At 70.0% G+C, this 19,014-nt stretch carries 18 protein-coding genes; 1 reads left to right on the top strand and 17 read right to left on the bottom strand.

Annotated elements, in window-relative coordinates:
* The first annotated feature begins 9 nt into the window (after nt 1-9).
* Entirely contained in the window at nt 10-1,008 is a 999-nt protein-coding gene (locus JJJ14_RS01420) for an asparaginase (protein WP_101558927.1), read from the top strand.
* 145 nt (nt 1,009-1,153) lie between these two features.
* Here JJJ14_RS01420 and JJJ14_RS01415 read toward each other — a convergent pair whose 3' ends face one another.
* From JJJ14_RS01415 to JJJ14_RS01335, 17 genes are all read right to left on the bottom strand, one after another.
* Nucleotides 1,154-2,761, bottom strand: coding sequence for an alpha/beta hydrolase (locus tag JJJ14_RS01415; protein WP_201444493.1), 1,608 nt, complete (start codon nt 2,759-2,761; stop codon nt 1,154-1,156).
* 87 nt (nt 2,762-2,848) lie between these two features.
* Nucleotides 2,849-4,591 (bottom strand): alpha/beta hydrolase, encoded by a 1,743-nt coding sequence (locus JJJ14_RS01410; protein WP_236592871.1) that lies wholly within the window; start codon nt 4,589-4,591, stop codon nt 2,849-2,851.
* Nucleotides 4,592-4,769: 178 nt separating this feature from the next.
* Complete coding sequence (locus tag JJJ14_RS01405; RefSeq protein WP_201444492.1) at nt 4,770-6,407, bottom strand: alpha/beta hydrolase; 1,638 nt, start codon at nt 6,405-6,407, stop codon at nt 4,770-4,772.
* Nucleotides 6,408-6,488: 81 nt separating this feature from the next.
* Nucleotides 6,489-7,073, bottom strand: a complete 585-nt coding sequence (locus JJJ14_RS01400; RefSeq protein ID WP_201444491.1) for a hypothetical protein — start codon at nt 7,071-7,073, stop codon at nt 6,489-6,491.
* 117 nt (nt 7,074-7,190) lie between these two features.
* Nucleotides 7,191-8,444 carry a DNA polymerase III subunit delta' gene (locus JJJ14_RS01395; RefSeq protein WP_201444490.1) on the bottom strand — a complete coding sequence of 418 codons (1,254 nt, stop codon included), beginning with the start codon at nt 8,442-8,444 and terminating at the stop codon, nt 7,191-7,193.
* Nucleotides 8,441-9,229 (bottom strand): dTMP kinase, encoded by a 789-nt coding sequence (tmk, locus tag JJJ14_RS01390; protein WP_201444489.1) that lies wholly within the window; start codon nt 9,227-9,229, stop codon nt 8,441-8,443. Before tmk ends, JJJ14_RS01395 begins: the two co-directional genes overlap by 4 nt.
* Before the next feature lie 139 nt (nt 9,230-9,368).
* Nucleotides 9,369-10,145: a hypothetical protein gene (locus JJJ14_RS01385; protein WP_201444488.1), complete on the bottom strand. Its 777-nt coding sequence runs from the start codon at nt 10,143-10,145 to the stop codon at nt 9,369-9,371.
* Between the two features lie 43 nt (nt 10,146-10,188).
* On the bottom strand, nt 10,189-10,989 hold the full coding sequence (locus tag JJJ14_RS01380; RefSeq protein ID WP_201444487.1) for an ABC-2 transporter permease: 801 nt from the start codon (nt 10,987-10,989) through the stop codon (nt 10,189-10,191).
* A gap of 43 nt (nt 10,990-11,032) precedes the next feature.
* Entirely contained in the window at nt 11,033-11,758 is a 726-nt protein-coding gene (locus tag JJJ14_RS01375) for an ABC-2 transporter permease (protein ID WP_201444486.1), read from the bottom strand.
* On the bottom strand, nt 11,755-12,468 hold the full coding sequence (locus JJJ14_RS01370) for an ABC-2 transporter permease (protein WP_201444485.1): 714 nt from the start codon (nt 12,466-12,468) through the stop codon (nt 11,755-11,757). The genes JJJ14_RS01375 and JJJ14_RS01370 overlap by 4 nt, the downstream gene beginning before the upstream one ends.
* A complete protein-coding gene (locus tag JJJ14_RS01365) occupies nt 12,461-13,288 on the bottom strand; it encodes an ABC transporter ATP-binding protein (RefSeq protein WP_201444484.1) in 828 nt (275 codons plus the stop codon). The genes JJJ14_RS01370 and JJJ14_RS01365 overlap by 8 nt, the downstream gene beginning before the upstream one ends.
* Nucleotides 13,285-13,686, bottom strand: coding sequence for a GntR family transcriptional regulator (locus tag JJJ14_RS01360; RefSeq protein ID WP_075404776.1), 402 nt, complete (start codon nt 13,684-13,686; stop codon nt 13,285-13,287). The genes JJJ14_RS01365 and JJJ14_RS01360 overlap by 4 nt, the downstream gene beginning before the upstream one ends.
* Before the next feature lie 253 nt (nt 13,687-13,939).
* Entirely contained in the window at nt 13,940-14,605 is a 666-nt protein-coding gene (locus JJJ14_RS01355; RefSeq protein ID WP_101558937.1) for a DUF3060 domain-containing protein, read from the bottom strand.
* An 80-nt stretch (nt 14,606-14,685) separates the two neighbouring features.
* Nucleotides 14,686-15,939, bottom strand: coding sequence for an OmpA family protein (locus JJJ14_RS01350; RefSeq protein ID WP_201444483.1), 1,254 nt, complete (start codon nt 15,937-15,939; stop codon nt 14,686-14,688).
* A gap of 119 nt (nt 15,940-16,058) precedes the next feature.
* Nucleotides 16,059-17,294 (bottom strand): sensor histidine kinase, encoded by a 1,236-nt coding sequence (locus JJJ14_RS01345; RefSeq protein ID WP_201444482.1) that lies wholly within the window; start codon nt 17,292-17,294, stop codon nt 16,059-16,061.
* Complete coding sequence (locus JJJ14_RS01340) at nt 17,291-18,019, bottom strand: response regulator transcription factor (protein WP_101558940.1); 729 nt, start codon at nt 18,017-18,019, stop codon at nt 17,291-17,293. Before JJJ14_RS01340 ends, JJJ14_RS01345 begins: the two co-directional genes overlap by 4 nt.
* 7 nt (nt 18,020-18,026) lie before the next feature.
* On the bottom strand, nt 18,027-18,644 hold the full coding sequence (locus JJJ14_RS01335; RefSeq protein ID WP_201444481.1) for a DUF3060 domain-containing protein: 618 nt from the start codon (nt 18,642-18,644) through the stop codon (nt 18,027-18,029).
* Nucleotides 18,645-19,014 lie beyond the last annotated feature (370 nt).

Genomic DNA, 19,014 nt, shown 5'->3' with positions numbered 1-19,014 from the left:
GCTGAGCCCATGCACGTTCACATCATCTACACCGGGGGCACCATCGGGATGGTGGGCTCCCCTCACGGCCTCGTTCCCGGTGCGGATCTGGAGGGGTGGCTCGACTCGCTGCTGGCGGGCACGCCCCTGGCACGCTCGGTGTCCGTGACCTCGCTGACCCCGCTCATCGACTCCTCGAACGCCACCCCGCTGTCCTGGCAGGCGATCGTGGACGACCTGCGCGCCCACGCCGCGGCCGACCCGCAGACAGCCTTCGTCATCCTGCACGGGACCGACACCATGGCCTACACCAGTGCCGCCCTGTCCTATGCGCTGACGGATCTGAGCGTTCCGGTCGTCGTCACCGGTTCCCAGCTCCCCCTCGGAGAACTGGGAACCGACGCCGCAGCGAATGTCACCGGGGCGCTCAAGGCCGCCACCTCCGGGCGCCTGAGCGGGGTGGCGCTGTTCTTCGGACATCGGCTCCTGGCCGGGAACCGGGTCACGAAGTCCTCCTCGTGGGCCTTCACCGGTTTCGAGTCCCCCAATGCGGCTCCTCTGGCCACCACTGGCGCCCCGTGGCAGTGGGCCCCAAGCACCCGGGGCGGAGCCGGTTGGAAGAACGTCGCCCCCTACGCCCGTCACGACGTCGTCGTGGTCGACCTGGTGCCGGGCATCACCGCGGCCCGCCTGGAGGCGCTGCTGACACCGCTGCCCGAGGCCGTGATCCTGCGGGCCTTCGGAGTCGGCAACGTGCCGTCCCAGGAGCCGGGGCTGACCGACGTCGTCGAGCGGGTGATCGATGCCGGGACGGCCGTCATCGTCACCTCCCAGTGCCACGAGTCCGAGGTCCTCCTGGGGCACTACGAGGCCGGGGACGCACTGGCCCGCAGTGGCGCCGTCGGCAGCCGCGACATGACCCTGGAGGCCGCCTACGCCAAGGTCCAGTTCCTGCTCTCGCAGGGGTTGACGGGAGACGACCTGGCCGGCTGGATGGGACGGTCCATCGCCGGTGAGCTGAGCCAGTGAGGCGAGCGGCCCGTAAGCCTCGCGGTGCCGGACCCTCCACTCCCTCCACTGCCCACTGACGAATCGGCCCCGGACGACGCGACTGTCGTCCGGGGCCGATCTCATGGCCTGCGGGAACCGGGAGGGCCGGCTGGCCTGGCGAGGGTCAGCAGGTGAGTCCCTTGGCCGGCATCGTCCCGTTGAGCAGGTAGGTGTCCACAGCCTTCTTGACGCAGTCGTTGGAGCGCCCGTAGGCGGTGTGCCCGTTGCCCTTCCAGGTCATGAGCTGACCGGACTCGAGCTGATCGGCCAGCGCCTCGGACCAGGCGTAGGGCGTGGCCGGGTCGCCGGTGGTGCCCACCACGAGGATCGGCGCGGCACCGGAGGCCGTGATCTTCTCGCGCTTGCGGCTCGACGTGTGGCCCCAGCCCTGGCAGTAGGCGTCGGGGTAGAGCAGCTGGGAGCCGAAGGTGGGCGAGGCCTCGTTGACGGCCTTGGCCTCCTCCTCCCAGGAGGTGTTGTCCCCCTGGACCGGGTAGTCCAGGCAGTTGACCGCCATGAGGGCCTCAGCGCCGTTACCGGAGTAGCTGCCGTCGCTCTGACGGGAGGAAACGGCGTCGGCGATGGCCAGCAGCGCGCTTCCGTCCGGAGTTCCCGCCTTGCCCATCGCCTGGGACAGCGCCAGGGTGAGGGAGGGCCACAACTGGGTCTGGTACATCGAGCCCAGCACCCCGTAGACCGCCAGGTCGTAGGTCAGCGGCCGCTTGTCGTCGGAGGTCGGCAGGGGCGCCGCCTTCGTGGACTCGAGGAACTCGCGGACCTGGGAGACTCCGGAGTCGACGTCCCCGCTCAGGGGGCAGCCCAGCTTGGAGCTCTGGCAGTTCTGCACGTAGGCCCGCAGCGACGCCTCGAAGCCCTTGGCCTGCCCCAGGGACAGGTCCGCGGCGCTCAGGGAGGGGTCGACGGCGCCGTCGAGGACCAGCCGCCCGGTGTTGGCGGGGAACAGCTCGGCGTAGGTGGCCCCCAGGTAGGTGCCGTAGGAGAAGCCCAGGTAGGTCAGCGCCTGCTGGCCGTCAACCGCCCGCAGGATGTCGAGGTCCTTGGCGGCACTGATGGTGTCGATGTGGTCCAGGAGCCCCGCGGGGCTGGTCTTCGACGCGCAGGCCTCCCCCATCTTCTGAGCACGCTCCTGGGTGGCGGCGGCCGAGGGGGTCGCCGGGTCGTTCGCCCCGGCTCGTTCGGCGTCGAGCTCGGCGTCGGTCAGGCAGTCGACCGCCGAGGAGGCGCCCACGCCACGCGGGTCGAAGCCGACGACGTCGTAGGAGCTGGTGAGGTTCTTGGAGAAGTAGGAACCGGCGCTCTCGACCAGCTCGATGCCCGATCCTCCCGGCCCACCCGGGTTGACGAACAGCGAGCCGACGGAGTCCTCGCTAGCGGCCCGCTTCTTCACCGCGATCTCGATCGTCTCGCCACCGGGGTTGTCGTAGTCCAGCGGCACCTTGACCTTGGCGCAGGTGAAGCCGGTGTCCTTCCCCGACTTCGCCTCGCCCATCCCCTTCTTGTCACAGGCGTACCAGGAGACCTTCTGGTTGTAGAAGCTCTCCAGCCCGGCCGGAATCGTTGCCGTGGCCGACGCCGTTGCCGGCGTTGCCTTGATATCGGTGTCGTCCTGGCAGGCGGTCAGGCCCCCGCACACCAGAAGCGCGGAGAGCGCCACGAGCAGAGGCTTGATACGAGGCCGAGGCGAGGTCGCAGTAGTCACGATGTGAACCATATGCTGCCGTACCGCCGGGGGCCTCCTCCTGGAGACGGAGTGGGAAGAAGTTCCCATCGAGACCCCCGGGGCGGGGACGGTCCAGCTTCACTGTCCGTTCTTGCAGGTCAGCCCCTCCTCGGGCATGGTCCCGCTGATGAGGTAGGTGTCGACGGCCTTCTGGACGCAGGCCCCCGAGCGCCCGTAGGCGGTATGGCCGTTGCCCTCCCAGGTCAGGAGCCGGCCGGACTCGAGCTGATCGGCCAGGGCCTGGGACCAGGCGTAGGGCGTGGCCGGGTCGCCGGTGGTGCCCACCACCAGGATGGGGGCCGCCCCCTTGGCGTGGATGGGTGCGGGCTTGCGGGTCCCGTTGTGCCCCCAGGCCTGGCAGCGCGCATCCTGGTTGCCCAGAGAGGCACCGAAGGTGGGCGAGCTCTGGAGGATCTGCTGGTACTCCTTCTCCCAGCTAGTCATATCGCCCTGGACGGGGATGTCCAGGCAGTTGACGGCATAGAAGGTCGGAGCGCTGCCTCCGGCCACCACCTTGCCGTAGAGCACCTGGATGTAGGAGCCGTCCTTCTGGGTGATGGCCTGGTCGAGGGCGTAGGTGAGGAAGGGCCAGTACTCGGAGGTGTACAGGAATCGGCGAACGACGCTGCGGATCGTGCTGCCATCCACGGTGACGTTCGGGTCTGAGGTCTTCAGTGGCGCCTGGTCGGCCGAGGAGATGAGGGTGCGAACCTGCTGGACTCCGGCGTCGGCATCACCGGTCAGGGGGCAGCTCTGGCCCTCCTGGACGGCCTGGCCGGACTGGCACTGCTGGACGTAGGTGCGCAGTGCGGTCTCGAAGCCCTGGGCCTGCCCGGAGGCCCGGTCCCCCAGCGACAGGGAGGGGTCGACGGCGCCGTCGAGGACCATGCGGCCGGTGTTGGCGGGGAAGAGCTCGGCGTAGTGAGCACCGAGGTAGGTGCCGTAGGAGAAGCCCAGGTAGTTGAGCTTCTGGTCCCCGGACAGCGCCCTGAGGACATCAAGATCCCGAGCCACCGAGACGGTATCCACATGGTCGAGCAGCCCGGCCGGCTTGGTGTGGGTGGCGCAGTTGGCCTCCTCCTGCTTGAAGTCCTTGGTGATCTCCTCGATCAGGGTCGGGAAGGCGACGTTGGCCTCTGCTCCGCCGTCGGCGGCAGGATTCTCAGCGTCCCGGAAGGGGGTGGGGTCGTCCCCGGCGACGTCGGCGACGAGGGATCCGGGCTGGAGGTCGTTGACGCCCATGCCCCCCTGGGCGGCCTTGGCGGGCTGCTGGCCCGCGCCGTCATCGCAGGTGATGGGGGTGGAGGCACCGACGCCGCGGGGGTCGAAGCCGATGATGTCGTAGGCCTGATTGAGGGTGGGCGAGAACTCGGTCTCGTTGTTCTCCACCATCTCCACCCCGGAGTAGCCGGGGCCGCCGGGGTTGACGAAGAGGGTGCCCTGGCGCACCGAGCCGGTGGCCAGGTGCTTCTTCATCGCGATCTCAATGGTCTGGCCACCCGGCTGGGAGTAGTCCAGCGGCACGGTGACCTTGGCGCACTGAAAACCGGTCTTCTCAGCCGACTTCTCCATCCCACCGGTGGCCACGCAGTCGTACCACTCGACCTTCTGACCGTAGAAGGACTCCAGCCCCCGAGGAACCGCCGCCTTAGACGACGCTGCCGGAGCCGGCCCTGCGGCGGGCAGCGCAGCAGTGGGGACCGCACCGGCCCCCACCCCCAGGCACACACCCGCCACCGCCGCCAGCACCCCGGCAGACACCCGACGGCGCCCCGGGGCGACTCGTCGCGGACCAGACAATTCATTCACGCTATTTTTCATAACCGTTATATTACAAACAGTAAACGGACGTGTCCGCGTCATGAGCAGGCATCTGGGAGAAGAAAAGAACCGTGGTTGGGGCGCCTGCCTCCGGCTCCCCAACCACGGTGATGCGTACCCGCAGCCCCTGACGCCCGTCAGCGGGACGCCGGTCGGAGGGCGGCGGTTCCTCGAGGGCTCACTGCTTGCCGTGGCACGTCAGTCCCTTCTTAGGCATGGTGCCGGTGAGCAGGTAGGTGTCGACCGCCTGGGTGACGCAGGGGCCGTGCCCGGAGTTGGTGTAGGCCGCGTGCCCGTTGCCCTCCCAGGTGAGGAGCTGACCGGAGTCCAGCTGGTCTGCCAGCGCCTCCGCCCACTCGTACGGAGTGGCCGGGTCGCCGGTCGTCCCGATCACGAGGATCGGCGCGGCCCCCTTGGCGTGGAGCGCCTTGGACGGCTGGGTGCCGGTGTGCCCCCAGGCCTGGCAGCCGAGGTCGCCGGCCTCCGTGACGGTTGCGAAGCGGGGGGCGATCCTCTCCAACTCCTTGCTTTGCACCGTCCAGGTGGCCATGTTGCCCTCGACCCGGTAGTCCAGGCAGTTGATGCCGATATTCGCTCCGGTGTTGACCTGGGGCTGCGCGGCGATCTGGTCCGCCATGGCCCTGAAGGCCGAGGCGTCGTGCTGGTTGATGACCTGCCCCAGGGCCTCACTGACGGCGCTCCACGAGCTCTCCGGGAAATAGAGTATGAACCCCACGATCCGCTTCATCTCCTCACCCGTCACCGGACGATTCGGATCCGATGAGGGCACGGGCGACTGGTTGGCCGAGGTGAAGACGTCTCCGATCTGCTGGACGCCCGCGTCAGTGTCACCGGACAAGGGGCAGCTCTGTCCCGACTGGCACCAGGCGACATAGTTGCGCAGCGCCCGTTCGAAGCCGCGGGCCTGCCCCTGCCTGCGCTCGTTGTAGGTCAGGCTGGGGTCCAGGGCGCCGTCGAGGACCAGCCGCCCGGTGTTGGCCGGGAACAGCTCGGCGTAGGTGGCCCCCAGGTAGGTGCCGTAGGAGAAGCCCGTGTAGTTGAGCTTCTGGTCCCCGGACAGTGCCCGCAGCACGTCGAGATCCCGGGCCACCGAGACGGTGTCCACATGGTCGAGCAGCTCGGTCGGCTTGGTGCGGGAGGCACAGTCGGCCTCCAGCTGCTTGAAGCGTTCGGACATAACGGTGGCCCGCTTCTCGAATGCTACGGGGGCGCCTGCGCCATCGACTGGAGAGACCCCCTCCATCGCCTTCGCCTCCGCGTCGGTGCTGCAGGTGATGGCGGTGGAGGAGCCGACGCCGCGGGGGTCGAAGCCGATGATGTCGTAAGCCTTCTGCACTCCGGCGAAGGTCGTCGTCGCCATCGCGCCGACGTTGTCCACCCCGGATCCGCCGGGGCCGCCGGGGTTCATGAAGAGGGTGCCCTGGCGCACCGAGCCGGTGGCCAAGTGCTTCTTCATCGCGATCTCAATGGTCTGCCCGTCCGGCTGGGAGTAGTCCAGCGGCACGGTGACCTTGGCGCACTGAAAACCGGTCTTCTCAGCCGACTTCTCCACTCCAGCCGTGGCCACACAGTCGTACCACTCGACCTTCTGACCATAGAAGGACTCCAGCCCCCGGGGAACCGCCGCCTTAGACGACGCAGCCGCAGCCGGCCCTGCGGCGGGCAGCGCAGCAGCGGGGACCACACCGGCCCCCGCCCCCAGACACACACCCGCCACAGCCGCCAGCACCCCAGCAGACACCCGACGGCGCCGAAGCCCTCCGGGGCGTCGCCTCGCCTCCGCGAGCGCAGGCACGATCCGATTCCTTGGATGATGCTTCGTTCTCGTTTCCATACCCAGCATGGTATGAACCGGTCGGTCGGTGTGTGATCCCTCTCAGGGATGAGATGGGCCGTTGCCTTCTCCCCCGCGAGTCCTGGTGCCCTCCGGGTCCTCGGCGGGCACCAGCCCCCAGGAGGCGGCCCATGCCCAGAGCCGATCGAGCTCGCCCTCCATGAGGTAGCGGGCCCTGGGCTCGGTAAGTGCTCGAGTACTCATTCCTCCCAGGACCACCGTGCCCGTCTCACCGCGCACCGTCGCCTGCACGCTCGGGCCCGCGTCGCGGACGCGCAGAGCGGATCGGGGTTGCCGGGTGATGTCGAAGGCCTCCCGGGAGCCGGGCCAGGCGAGGTCGTAGGAGCGCAGCAGCGTCCTGCTGTGGATGCCGCTCCGGTCGAAGACGGTTCGCGGCCGCAGGGTCAGGTAGCCCATGAGGAGGCACAGTGCCGCCGCCGCGAAGCAGGCGAGCATTCCCCGGTACTGCCCGGAGGCCATGATCGCCAGCCCGATGGCCAGACCCAGGAGGCCGACAGCGGTCAGTCCCCAGGCGATGACTCGCTCCTGCGGGCTCGATCTGCGGATGATCGGCTCGAACCGAGCGGCGTGGCCGCCGTCCTCGCCCCCTGGCTGTATAACGGTCATGTCACGACTCTTCCACACCGGGCCGTGGCCGTCCTGGTTTTGACGGGCGCGTCGACGGTCGCTCAGGGCTACGACGACGGCCTCATGCCCCACCCCAGGCCGGATGGGGCATGGCACTCACCGTCCTTCGGCCTGGGGTCGCAGCTGCACCATGAGAGCCTCGACGGCCAGCAGGGGGGCGGCGTTGGAGCGCAGGCGGCTGCGGCACTCCTCGATGGCGGCGATGCGGGCCAGGGACTGCTCGGGGCTCGTCGTGCGGGCGGCCTGGTCGACGGCGTCGGACAGGTCGAGGTTGACGCGCTCGACATCGCTGCCCATCTGAGTGGTGAGCACGTCACGGTAGAAGGACAGCAGGTCAATCATGGCCCGGTCCAGCACGTCGGTACGGGCGCGCTTGGCGCGGCGCTTCTGGTCCTCCTCGAGCTGACGGATCTGGGCGCGCAGGGCTGCCGGGATCTTCCCGTCGCTCTCCAGGCCGAGGGCGCGGGTGAGCTCGGCCTTCTCGCGGGCGTCGCGCTCGGCGGTGGCCTCCTTGGCCTCGGACTCGGCGGCCTCCACCAGGGAGGCGGCGGCCAGGACGGCGTCACCGACGCTGCGCAGGGAGACGGGGGCGAGCAGGAGGCGGCGGCGCCGGTCCCAGGCGTCGGCGTCGGTGGCCAGGTGGCGGGCGAGCCCAATATGCGACTGGCTGGCCCGGGCGGCCCGGGCGGCCAGCTCGGGGTCGGCTCCGTCGCGGCGCACGAGGAGCTCGGCGACGGCGTCGGCCGGCGGGATCCGCAGCGTCACCAGGCGGCAGCGGGAGCGGATGGTGGGCAGGACGTCATCGGCGCTGGGGGTGCACAGCAGCCAGACGGTCTGGGGCGGGGGCTCCTCGATGGACTTGAGCAGGACGTTGGTGGTGCGCTCGGCCATGCGGTCGGCATCCTCGACGAGGATGACGCGCCAGCGCCCGGTCCAGGGGCGGCGCTGGGCCTCACCGATGAGGGTCTTGACCTCCTCCATGGTGATGATGAGCTTCTCGGTGGCCAAGCGCACGACGTCGGGGTGGGAGCCGGCCATGACGTCACGGCAGGGCTTGCACTGCCCGCATCCAGGGACGGGGCCGGTGCACTGCAGGGCGGCGGCGAAGGCGCGGGCGGCGTTCGAGCGGCCCGATCCGGGTGGGCCGGTCACGAGCCAAGCGTGGGTCATGGCGAGCCCGGCCGCCGCAGCCGCCGCGGAACCGGCTCCCCCGTCTGATCCTTCCTTGGGGGCGAGACCGGCGGCGGCCTGTGCCTCGCGCTGCTCAGCTGCTTCTCGGGCGGCCTGGGCTGCGGCGGTGAAGGCGGACACGGCGCTCTCCTGGCCGACGACGTCCTCCCACACGCTCATGAGCCCGCCTCCTCGCCCGACCCGGCGGCGCTGCGGCGGGCGGCGGCCTCCACGAAGGCCTCCAGGCCCAGGAGCACCCCCTGGTGGGCCCCGCCGTGGGCGAGGTGCACGCCGTGGCGGCGCACGGCGGCGACAACGGCCTCGATGACGTCGTCGGCCACCTGGTCGACGGGCCGGTCGGCGTCGACGACGACGAAGCGCTCGGGCTCGGACTGGGCCAAGGTGAGGAACTGCTCGCGCAGGACCACGCGGAAGGCGTCCCCCTCCTGCTCGAGGCGATCCTTGGCTCCGCGGCCGGTGGTGCGCCGTTCGGCCAGGTCGGGGTCGCCGTCGAGCAGAACGGTCAGGTCCGGCAGGAGGCCCTCGGTGGCCCACAGGGACAGGTCGCGGACCTCCTGAGGGCCGAGCGAGCGAGCCGCCCCCTGGTAGGCGACGGAGGAGTCGAGGTAGCGGTCGGCCAGGACGACGGCGCCGCGCTCGAGGGCGGGCCGCACGCGGGTGGCGATGTGGTGGGCGCGGTCGGCGGCGTACAGGAGGGCCTCGGCGCGCGGGGCGACGTGCCCGCCGTGCAGGAGGAGGCGGCGGATCTCGACGCCGAGCTCGGTGCCGCCCGGTTCACGGGTGAGGATGTGGTCCACGTCCGCTGCGGTCAGCAGGTCGGCGAGGATGCGGATTTGCGTCGTCTTACCGACGCCGTCGCCTCCCTCGAAGGAGATGAACAGACCGGGGCCGGACGGGGGCGGAACGGGGGCGCCGGAAGCAGCGGGAGGGGCAGCGGTGGTCACAGGCCCAGGGTAACGGTCCGTGGGGAAGGCCCCGGGAGCGCCGACCGGTCGCCGGCGGGCGCACGGGGCGAGGCGAGGCCCTGGAGCGTGGAACGGCGCCGCTACCGGCCACCGCCACTCGTGCTCTCAGGCGATGCTCTCAGTGGTCCTGGCGGAGGTAGATACGGCAGCAGGTCCGCCAGGAGGCGCCCAGCCCCACGGCGGAGAGCACGGCGATGAGCCCGAGCCCGCCGGCCAGCACCACCTGCTGGGGCATGGACTCCAGCGCACTCAGCACCCCGAAGACCACGGGCATCTCGATGCAGAAACCGATGGCGAGGCCCCACAGGGCGAGCACGGGCAGGGAGGTGGTCCCGCCGCACGCGGCGAGCAGGAGCGGCTCCACCGCGGCGATCACCCCGAAGAGGAACAGACAGGTGAGGTGCCGGCCCACGGCGTCGTTCGATAACCCACCCACGGCCAGGAGCACTGCTGTTTCCCCGACGAACAGGATCACCCAGCCGGCCGCGAGCAGGAGGTAGCGGGCAGCCAGGACATCAAGACGAGTAGCGGGCAGTGCCCCGTAGAGCTGACGCATCCGGGCCTCACGGGAGGGCCGCCAAAGCATCAGGCCCACCATCAACACCGCGGCTAGCAGGTAGTACACCAGCTTGTCCGGGGAGAAGGGCCCCAGCCATCCCCTCACTCCGGGCACGGCCACTCCCAGAGCACCGAGCGCGCACAGCCCCAGCAGCGCCGCGGTGTCCCGTCGCCTCCAGGTGAAGAGCAGCTCCAGGCGCATGACGGCTCTCACCGTTTCCCACCGGCTCAGGGCACCCGGCCCCCGCACCTGCGACGCCGCAGGATCACCGGCAGTGGGCACGGCAGATACAGTCCGCGCGGCAGAGGCAGCGGACTCGGGCACGGACTCGGGCATGATCTGTCTCCTCACTTCTTCTTGCTTCTTCCTAAGCCGGGCCTCAGTGGTCCTGCCTGGTGTAGATGCGGAGGCAGAGCATCCAGGAGGCCCCCAGTCCCGTGGGGACGAGTACGAGGAGCAGGGCCATCAGGGCCAGGAGCATCCCGGGCTGGGAGACGGCGGTCAGGGACACCGCCTCGGATCCCTTGACGAACCCGCCGAGCAGGCCCAGGACTGCGATTACCGCCATCATGACCACAATCCCCGTCAGTGGGCTGCGGTACCTGGCAAGCACTGGGGGCATCACTGCACAGATCCCCAGCACTGCCACCACCCACGCCAGCACTGTCACCCAGACCAGGGGATCGGCACCACCGAGCGCACCGAGCAGGTGGATGGCGGCCAGGAGGACTGAGGCACCCCCGTAGGCCAGGCTGAGCAGGTAGTGGCCGGCAAGCACCTCGGCGCGGGTCACGGGCAGTGCCCCGTAGAGCCGCAGGGCACCTGAGGAGCGCGAAGGATCCCACAGGGTCAGGCACACCACCCCGCACAGGGTCAGGAGCAGGAAGGGCGGGAAGATCGCCAGGACGAGCACCAGCGGAAGCGGGAGCACCACCCCCAGCCAGCGGTGCGCGACGAGACCAACCTGCGCGACGAGGATCAGCCCGATCATCGTCGTCAGGTACACCTGATTCCAGGCAACCAGCTCCAGGTGCATGACGGCTCTCACCGTTTCCCACCGGCTCAGGGCACCCGGCCCCCGCACCGCCGCAGGAGTAGTGGGAGCCTGAGTGCCGCAGGACTCGGCGGCAGCGGGCAGGGTGGCTGCGGCCCGCGCAGCAGACACGACGGACTCGGGCATGGTCGATCTCCTCACTTCTTCTTGCTTGTTCCTCGGCCGGACCTCAGTGGTCCTGGCGCCCGTACCAGCGGAGGGCCACCACCAGGGAGGCGCCCAGGAGGGCGGGGCAGGCCAGGGCGACCAGGACGGCTGGCACCGGCTGGCGCAGTACCTCGGCCACGGGTCCTGCCAGCAGCGGGGTGCCGCCGTAGAGGGCGCCGGCTCCCGCCCCCAGGCACAGCCCCCACATCCACAGGGCCCGCTCGGGGGCCAGGCACAGGAACAGGGGCAGCCCGAGGGCCGCGGACAGGCAGATGACGAACAGGCCGGCCATGAGACCGCCCCAGTCACCGGTGAGAGCGGCCGCCGGTACGCAGACCAGGCCGGAGAGGAGCGCCAGGGCGATCCCCTCGGCCCAGCGGGCACCGACCAGCTCGCTGCGCCGCAGCGGCAGCGCCCCGTAGAGGCGCTCCATGTGGTGAGCGGACTCGACGGCCCTCTGGGCGTACTGGGCGCACAGCCCCAGGGCGACCCCCGCCATCACCGTCGTCTGCAGACGGCCGGCCAGGACGTCCATGGCGATGTACAGCGCCAGCGCCAGGGGCAGGAGGAGCAGTGGACCACGACGGCGCAGCATGATGAGGTCGAGTTGCAGCACCGCCCCCACCCCGGCGAGCGCCGTCTCGCCGCTGCCCTCAGGGCCTGCCGGCCCAGTCGCCGCGGTCGCTCCGATGCCCCGGCTGCTATCGGGCGCTGTCCCCGTCGTCGTCCCCATCATCGTGGCGCTCACTGGTCCTGCTTGAGGTAGAGGCGGCGGCTCAGCGCCCACAGGCCGACGAGGGCGCAGGCGCCCAGGGCCAGGAGCAGGCAGTGGCCCGTCGTCGTCCTCAGTGCAAGGTCCCGGATCGGCCTGAAGCTGAGCACCAGCGCACCCAACGCCCCCGGGACCACGATCGCGATCACCCAGACGTGCAGGCCACGCCAACGCCCGAAGTGCAGGAACACGGGAATTCCCAGGGCCTGCCCCATGATGAGGACAAGGGGAACGTCGAGCAGTTCACCCGGGAGCACACCCAGGGGGAGGCCTATGGCCGCGTAGAGGACCGAGGCGGCCAGGACGAACAGCATCGCGACCGCCCAGTAGGAATCGATGACCTCGGCCCGGGAGACGGGCAGAGAGGCCAGCAGACGGTTGATGCCGGAGCGCTCGGCGATCACTCCCGATAGGCCCCCGGCCAGGGCGGCCCCCGTGAGGAATCCGCTGACCGGGACGATACTTCCGGAGACGAAGCTGACGGCGCCCATAATGAGGAGAAGGCCGAGGAGGAAGGGCAGGGGACCCCGCAGGCCCAGGAGATGCAACCGCACCAGCGAGATCACCCGAGCGCCCCGTCCGGGCCCGGCCGCGGCGCCCCTCGTCATCGAGCCGGCCGGCACCTCGGCCACTGCGGCCGCCTCGGCGGGGCGCTCGCGTCGATCCGTGGTCATGAGGTCATTCACGGCCCGCCTCCTTGGCGATGTGCACGGCGAGATCCTCAATGGTGGGGACCTCGACGACGATGCGGTCCGTCAGCGCCTCGGCGGCGTCGGCCGGCATCATGGCCTCCCAGCCCAGCGACGTGCTGCGCAGCCCGAGGCTGGCCTGGCGCACGGCGTCGGTCAGGTGCTCGGGTATGCCGCGCACGAGACGGAAGGAGTCGATGATCTCCTCAGCGGTGCCGTTGGCCACGACCCTGCCCCGACTGAGGATGACCAGGTAGTCGGCCAGCCGATCGAGGTCGGAGGTGATGTGGGTGGAGAACAGGATGGTGCGGCCCTCCTCCACCATGAACTGGGCGAGCATGTCCACCATCTCGCTGCGGGCCAAGGGGTCCAGACCGCCGGTGGGCTCATCGAGGATGAGCAGCTCGGGATCGTGAGCCAGGGCCACCGCCATCTGCAGGCGCATGCCCATGCCTCGGCTGAGCTCCTTGACCTTCTTAGTGGGGGCCAGGCCCGCGGCCTGGAGCTCGGCGTCGTAGCGCTCCTGGGACCAGGTGGGGTAGAAGCGCCCGATGCCACGGCCCAGGTCCTTCAGGCGCCATTCGGGGTTGTAGGGCGGGGCATCGAAGACGACGCCGATGCGCTCATGGCCCAGGGTGGTGGCCGAGCCGGCATCGGGGTGGATCATGCCCAGGGCGGCCTTGATGGTGGTGGTCTTCCCCGAGCCGTTGGCCCCGACGAAACCTGTCACGTAGCCGGCGGGAACGGAGAAGGTGACATCACTGAGGCTGAAGTCCGGGTAGTGCTTCGTCAGGTGGGAGATCTCGACGGGGTTCACTTCTTGTCCTTGGAGGTGGTGGAGGTGGTGATGATGGTCTGAAGCATGGTGTGGAGCTCCTCGTCACTGAGCTGGGCCAGGCGCGCGCGCTCCACGGCGCGGTCGAGGTGCTCCTCGACCTCCCGCAGCACCTGCTCGCGCACCAGCTCGGAGTCCCGGGGCAGGACGAAGTAGCCCTTGCCGGGAACGTTGGCCAGGAAGCCGTCAGTGACGAGGTCGGAGTAGGCGCGGGTGGTGGTGATGACGCTGACACGCAGGTCCCGGGCCAGAGCCCGGATCGAGGGCAGCATCTCGTCGGCCTCCACCTGGCCCGTCAGGATCGCGTCCCTGACCTGCTGGGCGATCTGCTCGTAGATGGGAACTCCCGCCGTGTTGGACAGGACGACCGAGAGCGGCATAGCAACTCCTTCCGTACATGCACACTATAGACAGTAGGTGCACAGTGGAGTCAAGTGCTGTTCCACCCGCATACGGTGTGGGACACCTGTGGCCGAGACGCCTCGGAGCAGAGACGACCCCGGCGACTGGGCCCAGGCCCAGTCGCCGGGATTCAGGAACGGGTCCGGTCACCGCACCCTTCAGACGCCGCCGCTGCGCGCCGTCGACTATCGCGATGGCAGCCGGGCGGGGGAAGGCGCGGCGAGGCGGGACTCAGCCCTCGCTTCCCTGCTGGCGGGTCTCAGTGTTGTGGCCGAAGTCCTCCACCTTCGGACTGTTGCCGGCCCAGACCACCTCAGCGTTGGTTCCCTTGATGACGACGCGATCGACATCCTTGACGTAGACAGTGACGTTGTTGCCGGAGACGGTCAGCAGGCCGACGTAGTCGGCGAAGACCTTCGTGTTGTTGGCGGCAACACTGAGACTGTTCACCTCCCCCTCGATACGGAGGTCGTCGCCGGACTTGTCCAAGAGCATGGTCGGGCTCGCCGAGACGGTCTTCTCCACGAACTCCAGGTCGCTCAGCCAGTCACTGTCGGTGATGGTCGCCCGAGCGCCGGGACGCTCACCACTCGCAGGCCGGGCGCCTGCCTCGGGAGCGCTGGAGCCGACGGCGGCAGGCGAGGCCTGTTCCGGGGTACTGGGCGCAGCGGCCTGCGATCGGGGCGCCTGGGAGGCGGTCGTCGCAGCCGTTGACGGCGACGACGCAGCCGACTGCTCCGGGGCCGAGTCCTCCTGGCCCGCCGCTGCGGCGGTTCCCTGGTCGGACGAGCCTCCACCCACTGAGATGGAGCAGGCGCTGATGCCGGTCAGGGACAGGGCCACGAGGACGACAGCGGCTGCGCGGCGAGGACGGAGGGGACGAGTGGTCGGGGACATGGTTCTTCTCCGGTATTCAGATGTGGTGAGGGCGGTCGGGTGGGCATCATGCACGTGCGGTCCGATGGCCGGGCGGCGGTTCAGAAGGCCGGGACGAAGACCTCGACGCGGCGGTTGAGGCGGCGACCGGCGGGGTTGTCGGAGCCGTCGGGGTTCTCATTGGGGGCCACCGGCTTGGTCTCGCCGTAGCCGACGGCCTCCAGGTCGGCGGCCACGCCGTCGGACTTCAGGGCGCTTGAGACGGCCTGTGCCCGCTGCTCGGAGAGCTTCTGGTTGAAGGCGTCGTCGGAGACGGAGTCGGTGTGGCCCTGGATCTGAACCTTGGGGGCCTTGGAGTCCTTGATGACGGTGGCCAGGTTGGTGAGCGTGGTCGAGGCCTGGCCGCGCAGCTCCGATGAGCCGAAGTCGAACAGGACGCTGTCCTCCAGGGTGATGACGGTGCCGCAGGACTGCACGGGCTTGGCGGCGTCGATGGAGGGGAAGGTGCCCACCTTGCCGGCCTTGGGAACGGGCTTGGCCGAAATCGTGGAGCCGTTGACGATGGCGGTGCCATCGCCAAGGTTGGTGATCGAGATCGTGCCGTCGCTGTAGCTACCCGAGCCGTCACCGTTGTTGGTGATCGAGACCCCACCACGGCTGTAGGTGCCCGAGCCCTTGCCGTCGAGGGTGATGGACTCCCCCGTGGTGGAGTTGCTGTAGGTCCCTGAGCCGTCGCCGTTCACGGTGACCGAGAGGTAGTCGTCGCTGTAGGTGCCCGAGCCGTCACCGTTGATCGTGATGGAGACCTTCCCGTCGGAGTAGGTACCCGAGCCGTCACCGTTGTTGGTGATGGAGACCTTCCCGTCGCTGTAGGTACCCGAGCCGTCACCATTGTTGGTGACTGAGGTGCTCCCCGAGCTCGTGGTCATCGAGCCGTCACCGCCCAGGACCGTGGAGCCGGAGACGAGCGATCCGCTCGCGTCGCAGCGGGCGGGCCTGACCGTGATGCCGGGCTGGGAGGTGATGGAGCGCGTGAGATCCGGGGTGAAGGCGCCCGTGGACTGGGTGAGCAGGCTGAGATCGGGCAGGGAGATCATGGGGATCGGGGGGATCTGTCCGGGTTCGTAGCCGGCGACGGCCTGGCCCGCGGAGCCGGAGGTTCCCGACGCCGGGGCGGAGGCGGAGCCCTGGGTGCTTCCCGCGGAGCCGGCGGAGTCCGAGCCGGCCTGACTGGCCTGGGTCTGCTGCCCCTGAGCCTGCGAGGACGAGCCGCCTCCGATGGACAGGGAGCAGCCGCTCAGCGCGAGGGCGGCGATCAGGGACAGGGAGGGCAGGGAGATGAGTGCTTTTGTCATGACCTGAACGTTACTGAATCGTTGTCGCCGCCTGGTTCCTGCCCTGTCGCAGGACTGCGACAGGGGCGCGGCGGGGTGACGGAGGGTTCTTCAGCCCCGGCCGCCGACGCGCCATGCGGTCACGGCGTATCCGCTGGACCTGCGACGGGCAGGCTCAGCCAGACCCGGGTGCCCACACCCTCACGGGAGGCCATACGCACGCTGCCACCGTGGCGGCGCACGATCGTGGACACCAGCGCCAGCCCCAGCCCCGAGCCCGGCAGGCCCCGGGCGTTGCCGGCCCGGGCCAGCTCGCTCCACACAGCCGGCAGGTCCGCCTGCGGCACCCCGATCCCAGTGTCGGCCACCTCGATGGTGACGGTTCCCGATTCCTCCCGACCGCGCACCTCCACGGCCCCTCCGGGCAAGGTGTACTTCGAGGCGTTGGAGATGACGTTGTAGACGGCCGAGTACAGCAGGTCGCCGTCGCCGCGCACATGCGACAGCGGCCACGGCACCTGCGGCAGGTCCAGGCGGATTCTGGGCCCGCCACCACGCGCCGCCCCCTCCTCGCCGACCGCCTGGGCGGCGTCGTGGACGGTCTCGGCGATATCGACGTCCTCCAGTGAGAGCGCGGCCGTCTCCAGGTCGGCCAGCTTGCGCAGGTCCGTCACCAAGCGCCCCATGCGGCGGGCCTGAGCGTCGACGACGTCGACCCGGGCCTGCAGCTCGTGAGGCGGGGCCTGCGGCAGGTCGGCGACGGCGGCCCGCACCGCCGTCAGCGGGTTCTTCAGCTCGTGGTCCAGCCGGCGCAGGAACTGCTGGTGACGGGACCACGCCTCCTCCCGGGCCTGGCTTCGCCCCCGCTGCACCGCCAGGCGCAGCCTGCGGCGGATCACGGTCACAGCCAGGGCGAGCAGCAGCACAACGATCCCGATCTCCGCCACCACCAGCGGCACTGCCGTGGAGATCACCACCGGAGCCAGCCCGAAGGTCGCATAGGAGACCGCCACTGCGACGGCCACGACCGCCACCGCCAGCACCCATCCGACCCAGCCGGCCCGCCGGGGCTTCTCCGTAGGGGGGTCCAGAGGTGCCGGGGCGGCTTCGGCGGCAGCCCCAGCCAAGACCTCGACGCTCTGGGGCTCAGCCGTCGGCCGCTGCGGGTCGGCCTGCTGCGGATGGTTCCCCGGGTCGCCCGCCATCGGGGGGCTGGCCGGCTGCGCGGCCGGCGCCCCGGGCCGGGTGACCGGCACGGTGCGCGGCCCACCCATGTCCACTGCCGGCTCCATGTACCGGGTACGGCCGTCCTGCGCGGGCGCCGGACGCGGAGGGACCGAGGGCGGAAGCTGCGGCGAGATCGATGAGCCGCTCATGCCCGGACCTCGGCCCGGAAGCGGTAGCCGACGGAGGGGACCGTCTCGATGTAGGTGGGGTTGGCGGCGTCGTCGCCCAGGGCCTGGCGGATCTCGCGGATGCGGTGGTCGACGGCGCGCGTGGAGGTGGCGAAATCGATGCCCCACAGGGAGGCCAGCAGGGCGTCCCGGGTGTGGAGCTCTCCGGGATGGCTCATGAGGTAGTCCAGGAGCATCGTGGCCTTGGGAGTGAGTGTCACCTCGCGCCCCGACAGGGTCACCCGCCGCGAGGTTCGCTCCAGGAGCAGCTCACCGGCCACGAGCCGGGAGGCGGAGGTCAGCGGCTGGGCCACGCCGCGGGTGCGGCGCAGCACCGCGCGGATCCGGGAGGCGAGCTCAGCAGGGTCGAAGGGCTTGGACAGGTAGTCGTCGGCACCGTCGTCGAGGGCTGAGACCCGCTCGTAGGAGGCATCCACCTGGGTCAGCAGGATGATGGGGGTCCAGGCCCCACCGGCCCTGACCCGCCGCACCAGCTCACGGCCGTCCATCCTGGGCATGAGGACGTCGGAGACGATGATGTCCACCTGGTAGGAGGCCAGGATGTCCATGGCCTCCGCCCCGTCCGAGGCGAGCAGGACCCGGTACCCGCCGCGCTCCAGGTAAGGGCCCAGGGAGCGGCGGATGGGGGCCTCGTCGTCGACGAGCAGGACAGTGGCGGACGGAGCCGGTGCGGCAGGTTGGGTCACGACAAGCTCACTGGGAGAGCTTCCCGGTGGTGTTGTTGGCGCCGCCGTCCTGGATCGTCGGGTCGTCGCCCAGCCAGTGGACGGTGACGTTCGAGCCCTGAATGTTGAGGTGGTCGATGTCGCGGGCGTAGACAGTGACGTTGGAGCCCTGAACGGTGAGGGTGTCGACGTCCTCCGCGGAGATCTTGACGTCGGAGCCCTGGACCGTCAGCGTGTCGAGGTCACCGACCAGGTTGAGGGTCGTCCCGACTCCCTGGACGGTGTACGCACCGGAGACCTCAGTGCGCTGACCGGTGCTCTGGATGTCCTTCCAGGTGGGGTCCGTGATGGGGGCGTCGTCGCCGTCCTTGTCGTCATCCTTGTCGCCGTCCTTGTTGCCGGGGGCGGCCGTGGCCTGGGCCGAGCCACCGGAGGAGGACTGGGAGTCGGCAGTGGCGGCCCCCTTGGCATCGGTCTTGGACGAGTCCTTGGAGTCGGCGCCCTGAGTGTACTTCTGCTCGGACTGGGCGGCCGGCGAGCCGGAGTCCCCGGAGCCGGAGCCGTTGACGGACAGGGAGCAGGCGCCCAGGCTCAGGGACAGGGCCAGGGCGGCGGTGCCGGCGAGAACGATCTTGGGCAGACGCATGATGAGGTCCTCTCAGGAATCATGTGGGGAGTTGTACAAGGAATACAATACCGGCCGATTGTCCCCTCCTCGTCGCAGTGCTGTCGCAGAACTGCGACACCGGCCGCGATGATGCTCACGGGTCACTGGGCTTGCGCGGACGGGGACCCTTACTCACGCACGGGGACATTCGACGCCGCCGGGGACCCCTGCTTGCAGCCGGGGACATTCGACGCCGTCGGGGACAGGAATCCGGTCCCCGGACGCGCGGACTATCCCCGACCGGAGGGGAACGCACCCGTCCGCGTGGAATGTCCCCGGCCAAGGCTCACGACGGCGGCCAGCAGCAGCGACCGGCGACGGCAACCGGCAACAGCCACAGCAGTGCCGG

The organism is Actinomyces sp. HMT 175 (genome assembly GCF_016694895.1).
Taxonomy (GTDB): Bacteria; Actinomycetota; Actinomycetes; order Actinomycetales; family Actinomycetaceae; genus Actinomyces; species Actinomyces oris.
Note: the sequence above shows the minus strand (reverse complement) of the source record. Positions and strands in the feature narration are given on the sequence as shown.